The organism is Paenibacillus sp. F024 (assembly GCF_057814255.1).
The window spans coordinates 132168-145166 of record NZ_JBVASZ010000006.1 but is presented as its reverse complement, the minus strand read 5'-3'; the positions used below and the strand labels follow the sequence as shown (position 1 = coordinate 145166).

At 50.1% G+C, this 12999-nt stretch carries 12 protein-coding genes; 2 read left to right on the top strand and 10 right to left on the bottom strand.

Annotation, left to right across the window (positions count from 1 at the left end):
• Nucleotides 1-128: 128 nt before the first annotated feature.
• Together ACZYR9_RS09175 and ACZYR9_RS09170 are read right to left on the bottom strand one after the other, a co-directional pair.
• Nucleotides 129-626, bottom strand: a complete 498-nt coding sequence (locus ACZYR9_RS09175; protein ID WP_488978172.1) for a cell wall elongation regulator TseB-like domain-containing protein — start codon at nt 624-626, stop codon at nt 129-131.
• 33 nt (nt 627-659) lie between these two features.
• Nucleotides 660-1958, bottom strand: coding sequence for an amidohydrolase (locus tag ACZYR9_RS09170; protein ID WP_488978171.1), 1299 nt, complete (start codon nt 1956-1958; stop codon nt 660-662).
• Nucleotides 1959-2230: 272 nt separating this feature from the next.
• On the opposite strand from ACZYR9_RS09170, the gene ACZYR9_RS09165 reads away from it, so the two are divergent.
• Both ACZYR9_RS09165 and ACZYR9_RS09160 read left to right on the top strand, forming a co-directional pair.
• Complete coding sequence (locus tag ACZYR9_RS09165; RefSeq protein ID WP_488978170.1) at nt 2231-2851, top strand: DUF47 domain-containing protein; 621 nt, start codon at nt 2231-2233, stop codon at nt 2849-2851.
• A 53-nt stretch (nt 2852-2904) separates the two neighbouring features.
• Nucleotides 2905-3903, top strand: coding sequence for an inorganic phosphate transporter (locus ACZYR9_RS09160; protein WP_488978169.1), 999 nt, complete (start codon nt 2905-2907; stop codon nt 3901-3903).
• A 54-nt stretch (nt 3904-3957) separates the two neighbouring features.
• Here ACZYR9_RS09160 and ACZYR9_RS09155 read toward each other — a convergent pair whose 3' ends face one another.
• The 8 genes from ACZYR9_RS09155 to ACZYR9_RS09120 all read right to left on the bottom strand — a co-directional run bounded on the left by ACZYR9_RS09155 (nt 3958) and on the right by ACZYR9_RS09120 (nt 12992).
• Nucleotides 3958-4578, bottom strand: a complete 621-nt coding sequence (locus tag ACZYR9_RS09155) for a redox-sensing transcriptional repressor Rex (RefSeq protein WP_488978168.1) — start codon at nt 4576-4578, stop codon at nt 3958-3960.
• Nucleotides 4575-7427, bottom strand: coding sequence for an ATP-dependent DNA helicase DinG (dinG, locus tag ACZYR9_RS09150; protein WP_488978167.1), 2853 nt, complete (start codon nt 7425-7427; stop codon nt 4575-4577). Before dinG ends, ACZYR9_RS09155 begins: the two co-directional genes overlap by 4 nt.
• Before the next feature lie 87 nt (nt 7428-7514).
• Complete coding sequence (locus tag ACZYR9_RS09145; RefSeq protein WP_488978166.1) at nt 7515-8156, bottom strand: tetratricopeptide repeat protein; 642 nt, start codon at nt 8154-8156, stop codon at nt 7515-7517.
• A gap of 117 nt (nt 8157-8273) precedes the next feature.
• The gene (panD, locus tag ACZYR9_RS09140; protein WP_488978165.1) at nt 8274-8657 is read right to left on the bottom strand and encodes an aspartate 1-decarboxylase; all 384 of its coding nucleotides are present in this window, start codon (nt 8655-8657) and stop codon (nt 8274-8276) included.
• A 28-nt stretch (nt 8658-8685) separates the two neighbouring features.
• Entirely contained in the window at nt 8686-9555 is an 870-nt protein-coding gene (gene panC / locus ACZYR9_RS09135; RefSeq protein ID WP_488978164.1) for a pantoate--beta-alanine ligase, read from the bottom strand.
• A 22-nt stretch (nt 9556-9577) separates the two neighbouring features.
• Entirely contained in the window at nt 9578-10444 is an 867-nt protein-coding gene (panB, locus tag ACZYR9_RS09130; RefSeq protein ID WP_488978163.1) for a 3-methyl-2-oxobutanoate hydroxymethyltransferase, read from the bottom strand.
• 272 nt (nt 10445-10716) lie between these two features.
• Nucleotides 10717-11688, bottom strand: coding sequence for a biotin--[acetyl-CoA-carboxylase] ligase (locus tag ACZYR9_RS09125; RefSeq protein WP_488978162.1), 972 nt, complete (start codon nt 11686-11688; stop codon nt 10717-10719).
• Nucleotides 11685-12992: a CCA tRNA nucleotidyltransferase gene (locus ACZYR9_RS09120; RefSeq protein WP_488978161.1), complete on the bottom strand. Its 1308-nt coding sequence runs from the start codon at nt 12990-12992 to the stop codon at nt 11685-11687. The genes ACZYR9_RS09125 and ACZYR9_RS09120 overlap by 4 nt, the downstream gene beginning before the upstream one ends.
• Nucleotides 12993-12999: the final 7 nt, after the last annotated feature.

Genomic DNA, 12999 nt, shown 5'->3' with positions numbered 1-12999 from the left:
GTATATCACATGATATTTACTCGTGGCGATGCAATGTGTGGAAAATGCGTGAATTCACGTTTAAACAAGGCCGCGGAAAGGTTGGCTTCTCAGCTTACTCCCCGCGGCCTGTATCGTATCTCATGCTGTTATTGTATGGATAACCGCCATGTATCCAACGGCCGTCCGTCTTTAAACGTATAATAATCGTAAAAATATTGCGTCCGGCTAGTATCCTCCGGTTTCATCTTGTAGAAAACCTCCCAAACCGGCTGTCCGTCTTGAATGCCCGGCAGTACTCTCAACACTTCCGCCTGAGGATGCTTGGCTGTCACCATAGCTTCGGCCTGTTCGGAATTCAACCCGGCAGCCCCCATTTCGGCGCGTATCTCATCTTCGCCTACCCATACGTAGACCGGCTGTCCAATTTTGTCTTCCCCAATAATGACAGTATAGGTCTTGTCCCCGACAAACCGGTCCACTTTTACGGCTTTAGCCAATATGGTCTTCTCGTATGCCGTTTGAACCGCCATTCGTTGAACGTTCCATGCGTCTTCCGTCACTGAACGAAAAGCAAAGAACAACCCGATACATAGGGCGGCCGCCGCAAGCAGCGCAGTTGCGGCGATCTTCCAGCTTTTGTTCACCGCCGAGTCTCCTCCCTCTTGATGCGTCTTCCATTAACCGGCCGTTAACCGTTCAAAGCATTGCTGCGCTTCAAATTTTATTTTCTCCTCATCCAGCGTCAGGCACTCATTCTTTCTGACCACCCACCGGCCGTCGATGCAAACGTCCGTAACGTCTCTGGAGCTCGCCGCATACACAACATGAGAAATAAAATTTGTACGCGGAAAATAATGAGGCTGCTGCATATCCAGGGCGATGAAATCCGCCTTCATACCGGATTTAAGCGCGCCTGCATCCTCAACCCATATCGATTGAGCGCCGAACAGCGTTCCGAGCTTTAACGCCTCCCAAGCGGGTACGGCAACGGGATCGCCTGAGACCCCTTTATGAATCAATGCGGCTAATCGGATTTCCTCTAACATATCCAGATTATTATTGCTCGCCGCTCCGTCCGTACCCAGTGAAACTATAACACCGGCCTTCAGCAGCTCAGGAACGCGGGCCACTCCGCTCGCCAGCTTTAAGTTGCTCCCTGGATTATGAGAGACACGCACATCATATTTCTTCAATATAGCGATTTCTTCATCTGTCAGGTGTACCGCATGAGCGACAAGCGTCGGTCTCGAGAATACGCCCAGCTTCTCAAGATGGGCTACAGGCCTTGCGCCATACTGTTTCACATTCTCCTCTACTTCTCTTGCCGTTTCCGACATATGAACATGGATCGGAAGGTTCAAATCGTGAGCCGCCTGTACAATTCGTTCAATATAGTCCGGAGGGCAAGTGTAAGGGGCATGCGGCGACATCATCGTTGTAATTCGTCCGTCCGCTTGTCCGTGCCATGTCTTGGCGAATTGGATGGCCTCCTCCAGCTTGGCGTCCTGCTCCTCACGGGAGCACAAACCGATCACACCGCGGGTCAGGCAAGCACGCATACCGCTTTCAACCGAAGCCTCCGCCACTTCATTCATGTGGTCATACATGTCCACGAACGTTGTCGTACCGCCCTTTAGCATCTCCAATACAGATAGCCGGGTGCCCGTCCGTACATCATGAGCGGTAAATTTCCCTTCCATAGGCCACATTTTCTCCTGCAGCCATACCTGCAGCGCCAAATCGTCCCCGTATCCCCGCAGCAGCGACATAGCCGCGTGACCGTGCGTATTGACCAAACCTGGCATGAACAGCTTCCCGCTTCCATCCATCGTCTCATCGAAAGAAGCCTCCGGCGACGGAGCCTGCCCACCTATATATGTAATGCGATTTCCTTCCATTGTCATAAATCCGTAAATGACCGGTGCTTCCTCATTCATTGTAATAAAAGTGCCGTTTTTAATGAGCGTTTTCTTCATTAGACCTGTTCCTTTCCCCAGCAGATACCATCTCGATTTCACTGTACAACTTCAGCGTGGCAAAATCAAGCCGGCCAAGTGCTTGTCACCACGTTAACCCTTACATAACTACAGCAAACTTTTCATATCCTAACTCGAGAAATCTTCATTGCTTTCCATCTGCCGATTGTGTTATTTTTAATTTTGTGAAAATCGGACGCCACATTTCTACATATTTTTTATGTGCCTTGTGATCTTCATTATTATTTAACATTTTGGGAGGCCAATGAACAATGCTTTTCTCTAAAAAAAACGATACGGATTTTCTTCTCCTGCTGATTAAGGCATCGGAAAATACACTGCAAGCGGCACAACTGTTTCGCACCGCCGTCATGGGTGACCAGCCTCCGGCTAACTTCTACCCGCAGCTAAAGGAACTCGAGAACGCCGGCGACCAAATCACGCATCAAATTTTCAAAGGGCTTAATAAAGTGTTTATCACTCCTATAGATCGCGAAGATATTATGGAGCTTGCCGCTAAGGTTGATGACGTAATGGACGGGATAGAGGCTACCATTGCGCGATTCGATTATTTGAATATCACCGAGTCCGATAAATATATGAAAGAATTCTCGGCCGTGATTGTCGCAAGCTGCCAGCATATTCTGGATGCGTTTAAGCTGCTTTCCAAAAAGAAATACATGCAGCTCACGGAACACACCGTTCAAATCAACAGCCTGGAAAATGAAGCTGACCGCCTGATGCGCGAAGGCATCCGTGAAATTTTCACCAATCCGAAGGACCCGTATCACGATTTCAAGCTTAAGGAGCTTTACGAACGTTTGGAGCAGACGACCGATGCATGCGAAGACGTAGCCAACATTCTGGAGAGCGTCGTGTTGAGATATTCCTGAATTACTGTCGTACCGGTCACACAGGAATACCCCAGCATGCTTAGGAGGACATTATGTTAACCATACTTATCATCATCGTAGCCTTGGCATTGATCTTTGATTTCATTAACGGATTTCATGACACGGCTAATGCGATTGCCACTTCCATTTCTACCAGGGCACTCCCGCCGCGCTTTGCAGTGCTTTACGCTGCGGTATTAAACTTTGTAGGAGCGTTATTTTCATCCGAAGTAGCCAAAACTGTAGGCGGAAGCGTAGCGAATCCGGCTACGATCGAAAATGGCATGTATGTCGTTATAGCGGCATTATTGTCAGCGATCATCTGGAACCTGCTGACTTGGTATTACGGGATACCCTCATCGTCATCCCATACGCTAATCGGGTCGTTGGCCGGAGCGGTAATCGCAGGAGCGGGCTTCAGCGGAGTCAATTGGTCCGGATTTCAACAGATCGTGCTGATCCTGGTATTATCTCCGATCGTCGCCTTTGCTACCGGATTTATTATTATGTGGATTGTCCGTAAGCTGATACTGATGACCGGAAATCAGTCACGTTCCAAGCTTAACCGTACCTTCCGCGGCTTCCAGGTTATATCGGCCGGTCTGCTGTCATTTTCGCATGGAGGAAACGATGCCCAAAAGGCCATGGGAATTATCGTATTCGGTTTGGTGGCTCTAGGTTACCAGTCGGATTTGGAAGTTCCGCTCTGGGTAAAGCTGTCTGCAGCCACCGCTATGGGACTTGGAACCTCGATCGGCGGTTGGAAAATTATTAAAACCGTGAGCAAAAAGCTGCTTAAGATCGAGCCGATCAATGGCTTTGCCTCCGACCTGAACTCTTCCATTGTCATTCAAACGTCGACCCATCTGGGGATGCCGCTTTCGACGACCCATGTCATTTCGTCATCGATTATCGGTACCGGTTCGGTCCTAAGATTCCATGATGTCAAATGGGGCACAGTCACCCGGATGGTCATGACTTGGGTTATCACCATCCCGATCAGCATGGTGCTGGCCTTCTTGATTTACAAAATCATCTTTTCCTTTGCATGATACAAAATGAAAAGCCCGGAGCAACGTTACGTTGTCCCGGGCTTTTACGTTTGATTAATCCAAATAATAAGCCAGACTTTGCAGTTCCGTCGTAAAATCCGCATGGTGGACGCGAATCAAACCGGGCACCTTGATAATCATCGGAGCAAAGTTCAGAATGGCTTCTACCCCTGCCTCGACAAACTGATTGGCCACATGCTGCGCCTCTATTGCCGGAACCGTAATGATCCCGATCCGCACCTTCAACGCTTGAATCGTATCGCAAAGGTCTTCCATCGGTTTTACCCTCAAATTGTTAATGGATTCCCCGATCTTGGCCTTCTGCGAGTCAAACACGGCCACAATTTTCATATTATCCTTAAGATAAGCGTTATAATTGCAAAGCGCACGGCCGAGATTGCCTGCGCCGACCAGCGCAACCGGAATCACCTTGTCGAGCTTCAAGATTTGCCGGATTTTTTCAATCAGGTAGTCTACATCATAACCAATGCCCTTTTTACCGAACTCTCCAAAATAGGCGAGATCCTTTCGGATTTGCGCAGGGTTCAAATCCAGCTTTTGACCCAAATCCTGCGACGACACCGTTTGTACGTTTTTCTTGCTTAATTCATTTAGAAACCGGAGATAGATCGGAAGCCGACGAACGACCGCTTCGGATATTTTCGGTGTTTTCATTCTTCGTCCTCACCCATCCACTGCTTTATTCTTGGCACCAGCTGATTCGAATACATGTGCTCAATCCTCGGACCAGGCAGCGAATATAAAAAATACTTGCCATAGTTCGTATCGATAACCCGAGTGTCGTAAATGATTACGATCCCCTTGTCCGTAGCCGTGCGCACCAGCCGTCCGAAGCCCTGCTTGAAGCGAATTACCGCTTGAGGCACGGACAGCTTCATAAACGGATTCTGGTTCTTTTGCTTTATTTTTTCCGTCTTGGCTTCAATGAGCGGATGATTCGGAGGCTGAAACGGAAGCCTCACAATCGCCAGACAGCTGAGCGCATCGCCGGGGATGTCGACGCCTTCCCAAAAGCTGCTGGTGCCGAGCAGCACACTGGCCGAGCTGCTCTGAAACAACCGGGTAAGCTTGCTTCGATTACTGCTGTCTATTCCTTGACCCAGAACGTTAACGCCGAACGGTGAGAGCATGTCCTTGAGTCCCGCATGAGCGGCCTTAAGCATCCGGTTGGATGTAAACAGCACCAGCATCCTGCCTCGCGTTTCAAGTGCCACTTCCGCAAGCGACGGCACCAGCTTATCTAGAAATTCCTTCTCGCCGCTGGCTCCGCGCAGGGTCGGGAAATCCCTTGGAATGGCAACCAGTGCCTGCTTGCGATAGTTGAAGGGTGACGGCAATTGAACGGTTTTGAGTTTCCCGTCCGAACCTCCGTTCTTCAGCCCCAGCTGCTCACAAGTGTAGTCAAATGATTTGCCGACGGAGAGTGTAGCCGAAGTCATAATCACACTGTCCTTCACACCAAAGAAGGTTTGCTGCAGCATTTCGCTGACATCTACCGGCACACAGAAAAGCTGAAGCGAACGGTTCTTGTTGTACATGCCGCCTTCAAGCCAATAAACATAATTGTCATCCGGCATCGTCATAAAAAAATGCAGCGCATCCCGGTGCCTGTGCAGCTCCTTTACGGTTCCGCTCAAATCAGTGATGGAGCTCTGCACATCATATTCGTCCTGAACCTCTTTGATTTCCGCAATCATCAGATCCAGCCGTTTCAATGCATCATTGAAATGGAGCTGCATGTTCTCTTCTATGATCAGCAGTTTGTCCCAGCCGGCCGGCAGCATGTCTTTTTTTACCCGGTAAACCAAGGAGTTCCCCTCCGTTTGGTTTCCATCCCCCCCGGAGACCAGCAATTGAAAGAGCAGCTCGCTCAGTTGATCCCATTCCTCTTTGAGCTTCACCAGATGCTCAACGGCCTGATCGATCACGCTGCACCAGCCTTGCGTGCGTTCCTCCTCAAACTTCTGCAAACGCAAGCGCAGGGAGGACAACTGACCGGACCGGGAATCTTTATACAGCCAATGCAGCGTATTCATCAAGCCATGGTAATGCAGATCGATCCCTAAATGCTTGCCGGCTACCTCTTCAAAATGATGCGCTTCATCAATTACCAAATGCTTGTAAGTCGGTAAGAGCCGGTTCTCCGCCTTCGTGTCTGTAAACAGCATCGAATGGTTTGTAATAATGACATCCGCCGTGTTGGCATCATGCCGCGCACGGTGGTAGAAGCACTTTTTAAACCAAGGGCACGCACGGTTCAAGCAGGAATCCGTATCGCTCTCCACCGTATGCCAAAACTGCTTGCCTTTGTTCGCAAAATGCAGCTCCTCTTCATCCCCGCGCTTGGTTTCCCCAAGCCACACTAACATTTGACCTGCGGTAATTCGGTCTTCCCTTCCGTTCTCAAAATCAAGCGTATTCAGTTTTTGCTCAAATTTGCGCAAGCATAAATAATGACTTCGGCCTTTCAGAACGGCCGCCTTGAAATCAACCGGAAACAAGTCCTCAAGCAGCGGAAGATCCCGCTCTCTCAGCTGCTCCTGAAGATTGATGGTATGTGTGCTTACCAGTACCCTTTTGTCCTGCTTCAAACCGTAATAAAGCGAAGGAATCAAATAGCCCAGAGACTTCCCGGTACCCGTTCCGGCTTCAATAATGAGATGCTGGCCTTGTTCCAAAGCCGATTCCACTTCTTTGAGCATCGTCACCTGAGCTTCCCGGTCCTCGTATGCGTCAAAACGCTGCTTCAGAATCTCCCTCAGCTGATTGTAAAATGAATCAAAGTCGACCGGCAGTTCACCTGCCTTGTTCCCATCATCCTCCGGTTCTTCGGTTCCCCAATCATCGACATTCAAAACGAATTGACGGAAATAACGGTCCGAATCCATATCGAGGGGATTATGAAGTTCCTTGTATTGTCTCATTTCATGGATAAACCAGCCAAAATCGTTTGCGGAGTCCTCGAAGATCATCTCTAATCTCTGGAGAGTAAGTAGTGGAAGCGATTGAAAGCGTTCCATGCATTGAAGCCAAATCAAAGCCGTTGCCTCGGCATCGCTGTCGGCTTGATGAGGCCTGTCGTGTTTGATTCCGAAAGCCTGGCTTACCATGGACAGCTGCAGGCTGGAGAGGCCGGGATAAAGAACACGTAAAGCATCCATCGTATCCAGGACTCTGCCGTCGAAAGCAAAATATCCGCACTCATCCAAAGCGCGCTGCAGAAAAGCCAAATCGAAAGGTGTGTTATGTCCTACCAGAACTGCATCCTGTAAAAGGGGCACCATTTCGGCAATGACAATGTCTATGCCCGGTGAATTTTCCACCATTTTATCATCAATGCCGGTTAGCGAAGTAATAGAAGAAGGTATACTTATGCCCGGGTTGACGAGGGAAGTATACCTATCTGTAATTGTATCATTGTTTATAATAAAGAGCCCGACTTGGATAATTCGATCCGCAGCCGTGCTCCCGGTCGTTTCAAAATCCAAAACCGCAAATTTCATTGGTAATGTGTCAATCCCTTCATTCCCACTATTTCTTTAGGATAACAATACTACGGGAAAAAAGGAATAGCAAACTTATCCTACAGTTCAAGAAGGTGCACGAGAGAGGGAAAAAGCAAATTGGAGCCCGCCTTTTTTCTCGCAGCAAACCCCCAAATCCAGCAGCGGTTGAACGCTGGCCGGATCGGTACGGTAAGCCATAGTAAAAAATTCACAAGCTTTTTCCAAATTGCACCGCTCGGCTTGAATGCAGCCCATCGCATTATATGAAATGGCCTTTAATTGCAAATTTTCCGTAAGCTGAGTCAAAAAATGAAAGTGCGTATAGCTCTCATTTGTATCCCCATTGCGCAGATAGGACATGGCAAGATAAATGCGCGCCAGGTTGAAATCCGGTTGAAGCTTGACCAGTTTATGAAATTCATGTATCGCTTCGTCAAACATATGCAGCTTATAGTAGCCTTGCCCGCGAATAAAACAATCGGTACGTTTGCCGGCAAATTCCGGATCGAGCGGGTCGCTTCCGCCAAGGGACAAGCCGGGAACGTTCATGAGCTTGCCCATCTTTTCTTCGAAAAGCATCCACTCTTCGATGCAAGCATCGCTCATCATTTTTAACGCCCGCAGCTTTTCCTGCAGCTGTTTACGTTTGCTGCCTGTAGAAGACGGGTACTCCGATATCACTTCATCGAGCATTTCGTTCATGGAAGCAAAAAGATGTTTGAACATGTCTCTAATCAGCCACCTTCGCTTCTCGCTGACCATAGACAGGAGCTTGTCGGCCCTGCTTCGGCCCTCGACTTATTGTATCTTCATTGTTTGTCTCCCCGCCCTGTTTCATTCTCTCTACAGCACAGTGGAATGAATTTCTTCTTTCAGCACACTAATGACTTTATTCTGATCGCCCATGATGGCAATATGCGGTGTGTGCGTTCTCGCTTCCTCGTCGGTAAGCATCACATAAGATAAGATAATGACCGTATCCCCCGGATGGACCAATCTAGCCGCTGCGCCGTTCAAACAGATCACGCCAGAGCCGCGGGGACCGGGAATAATATAGGTTTCGAAGCGTGCTCCGTTATTGTTGTTAACGATTTGCACTTTTTCGTTTGGAAGCATGTCGACGGTATCAAGCAGATCCTGATCGATTGTAATGCTGCCGACATAATTCAGGTTGGCTTCCGTTACGGTAGCACGGTGAATTTTGGATTTAAGCATGGTGCGAAACACGGCTTTCGCCTCCTGTACATAGAAGTTCTTACGTCCTTAAGTCAAATAAACGGTTGTCGATCAAACGGGTGCCGCCGAATTTTACAGCCAAGGCCACAATGATTCGATCCGCTTGCGTTAATGTATGCAACGGTTCCAATGCCGGGTAAATCAGTACCTCGGCATAATCAATTTCAGCTAAGGGAGCCTTACGAATCGCAGCGATCACAGCTTGGCGCAGCTCGTCTGCCGAGAGCCCCTCGCGGCTATCCCGTAGCATTCTTTCCGCCGTATCGAGCGCTTGAGAAAGTACGACAGCCTGACGCCGTTCTTCATCAGTTAAGTACACATTACGTGAACTCATGGCTAGTCCGTCGCTCTCCCGAACCGTTGGGCAGGGTACAATCGTTACAGGGATATTTAAATCCAGCACCATCTGTTCAATAACAGCCACCTGCTGCGCATCCTTCATTCCGAAATAAGCGAAATCCGGCTGGACGATATTCAGCAGCTTGGTCACGACCGTCGCGACGCCGTCAAAGTGACCGGGACGTGAGGCTCCGCACAGCCGCTCTGATACCCCGGAGACGGAAACGATCGTTTTGGTCGGAGCAGGGTACATTTCCTTTACTTGAGGAAAAAAAACGATATCGGTCCCGGCGCTTTTGGCGACGGCCAAATCCCTCTCTTCATCCCTCGGATACCGGCTGAGATCCTCATTCGGTCCGAACTGAAGGGGATTGACAAAAATGCTGAGCACAACGACGTCGCACTCCCGCCGCGCAGCATCAAGCAAAGATTGATGACCTCGATGGAGATAACCCATGGTGGGTACAAAACCGATTCTGGCCTCCGGACGGTTCACTCTGGTCTGCCGGATAAGCTGCCGAAGCTCTTGTATATGCTTTACGGTATGCATGGAACTCTGTTCTCCGATCTTTTTATCTAATAGGTGAAGCTGCGCTTCCGTACAAGCTGGCGGCAAATTCCTCTTCCATTCGGAAAGCATGCTCTTCAGCAGGAAAGCGGCGTCCCTTCACTTCATCCACATATTGGCGGATACCGCTGCGGATCGAATCTCCAATCGACGCGTACTGTTTCACAAAACGTTTCGGGTGCTGCTCCCCCCCATACCCGAGCAAATCGTGAAATACGAGCACCTGACCGTCACAGGCTGCGCCGGCGCCGATACCAATGGTAGGTATGGACAGCTGTTCGGTAACGTGTGCCGCGAGCTGATCGGTAACCAGCTCCAGCACGATGGCAAAGGCTCCGGCTTCCTCTAGTGCCTTGGCTTCATCGATGAGCTTTTTCGCAGCTGCCGGTGTTTTGCCCTGAATCTTATAGCCGCCGATCTGATGGATCGATTGGGGAGTCAGACCGATGTGCCCCATAACAGGAACACCGGCCTGCACCAATGCCTTCACGGCAGGGGCGATTTCCGCTCCGCCTTCCATTTTTACCGCTTTGCAAAGCCCCTCCTGCATGAGTCTCGCGGCATTCTTCATGGTTTCATCGATGCTGCCGTGATAGGTCATGAAAGGTAAATCCGTTACGACAAAGGTGGTTTTCACCGCTCGCGATACTGCCCTCGAATGATAAATCATATCGTTAAGCGTTACCGGAATGGTGGAATCGTAGCCTAGCACCACATTGCCCAGCGAATCTCCAACCAGTATCATATCGATGCCCGCCTGCTCCGCCAGCATGGCGGATGGATAATCGTAGGCCGTTATCATGCTGATCGGAATCCGGTCCTGCTTCATTTTTTGCAGTTTCGCCGTCGTTATCGGTTTACGTGATTCCATAAAGCACCTCCGTCCGTATTTTTGTACTTAGTATTTCATTGAAAGGCCGGATTGTTGCATAAGCAAAAAACCTTTTAGCCGGGAAAGATGAGGCTAAAAGGTCACATGTTCTGTGTCATATGATCCTTCTGTCTCGGTCCGGTCAGGCTCAGAGCAGAATCCAGCATATTGCATCGCAAAGCTTTTCAGTTGTAGTAACACAAAACGTTGGAGTGCAATTCCGGCCGGATACTGCCTCCGTGTGTTAATTATACCAATCATGACATGAAAAGTCACCTGAATTCGACATCGCCGGAATACATTTTCTTGATTGTCCCGTCCTTCAGTCTAAGCTCAAGAGCCCCCAATTCGTCAATTCCTTCAGCGTAGCCCTCTACAGGACCTTGTACGGTTTGGCAGCGGATCGATCTGTGAAGCGATACTGTCAGCGCCTCCCAAAGAAGCTTGATAGGGGTAAAGCCCTGCTCATGGTAAAGAGCATACAACTGCTCCCACTCCAGTAAAAAGCGGCACAGCAGCTCTTCTCTGTCGATGCGGTGTCCGGCCTCAATAGCTAGTGATGTCGCCACCTCACGGAGTTCGGGCGGGTAATCGTCCGGTTCCAGGTTAACCCCAATACCTACCCCGGCAACAATATGCTGCAGCGTTTCATTCTCAGCACTTGACTCGAGTAAAATTCCGGCAACCTTACGCCCTCCGATCAGCAGATCATTCGGCCATTTGATGCCTGCCTCTACGTTTACCGTATTGCGGATGGCACGGCATAAGGCAACGGAAACCAGCAGCGTAAGCTGAGGGGTAAAGGATAAGGGAATATGATTCGGTTTGAGGATCATGCTCATCCAAAGACCTTTGCCTTTCGGAGAGTGCCACTGCCTTCCCATCCGCCCCCGGCCCGCCGTTTGAAGCTCAGCCAAAACGAGTGTTCCTTCAGGAGCCCCTTCCGCTACAAGCGATAAAGCCACGGTTTGGGTTGAATCCACTTCATCATAATATTTGATCTGTTTTCCGAACCGCTCGGTCTTCAGATGGAGTATAAAAGCAGACAAATCGAACTTATCGGGCTTTGCAAGCAAACGGTAGCCCTTTCTCGGTGCAGCCTCAAATCGGAACCCCTGCCGCCTTAGTCTTTCGATCTGTTTCCAAACGGCGGTTCGGCTGATTTGCAATCGTTCGCTAAGCTCTTCTCCCGACAGGAAAGCTCCATTCGATTGCTCGAACAGCTCTAGTAGTCGATCGGTCATAAGGTCTCCTTCTCCTGCATTCTGACATACTCCTTTTCAGCCATTCGAAGCAGTTCTTCCGTTTCGTTCGGAAGCACTCCAAGGGCTACCCGCTCCAGCAAATCGTTGAGCAGTCTGCCGGTCCATGGTCCGGCCTTCACTTTCAGACGCTCAAGCACCGCTTGTCCTGTAACGGACAATTCCGACAAATCGCCTGCAGGCATCGCTTGCAGCCAATCGATTCCGTGATCCCTCCACCGCGCTGCCGAACCGGCAGCAAGGGGACTGCCCGACCTCGCTTCAAACCATAGGGCTTCGGCTTCCAGCAAATCCCGAACACCTTCTAGTGCTTCCTTACCATATTGTAAAGCCGTACGAAGCCATAATCGTTTGTAGTCTTCCTCTTCCGGGCAAGCACGGTCAAGCCGATCAAGTCCTTGAACCAGCATGTCCGCCGCGGCCACGATCCGCTTGATCTTTTCCATCATTTGTTTGGAAAAGGTCAATGCTTTCATATCCTTTGCAGCATCAACAGGAGAGACACCCGTACGAAGATAAAGATAGGCCCACCGCAGTTCCTCGCGGGCAATCCGTTTTAAATCCGTCAAGCCGCCGGTCTCATGGACTGCCGCCAGCCTGAGCTCCCTCTTGACGTGATATAAGGCTCCTGACTCGGAGAGCAGCTTGAGCGCCCGGTTCGGAGCACTTCCTGCCAGCATTCTCTCCAGCTCCAGCCGGACGCGCTCCATTGCAATGTGCCGCAGAAGCGGCATGCATGCGATCAGCGCAGCCCAAGTCGGAGCTTCCACCTGCAGGTCGTATTCCGCAGCAAAACGTATACACCGCAGCAAACGCAGCGCATCCTCCCGAAATCTCTCTTCCGCTTGTCCTACGCAGCGAAGCACACCAAGCTGCAGGTCGTCTCTGCCTCCGAAAGGATCGATCAGCCGGCCTTCTCCGTCGATAGCCATGGCATTCATTGTAAAATCCCGTCTTTTAAGATCCTCATGCAGGCTGTCGATGTATTCCACCTCGCTGGGGCGGCGGAAAGCTTCATATTCTGCCTCCTTGCGAAAGGTGGTCACTTCAAAAGGCCTTTTGCCGATCATCACGGTGACGGTCCCGTGCTGTAACCCCGTCGGAACGGTCCGTTCGAACAGCTCGATGACCTGTTGGGGTCTGGCCGAGGTTGCGATATCGTAATCCTTGACAGGACGGCCGAGCTGTTCGTCTCTGACACAGCCGCCTACCAGGCAGGCTTCAAAGCCCTTGTCGGTCAGTCGGCGAACAATAGTCATCGCTTGATCTCTTAACGATTCGGTCATAATTATC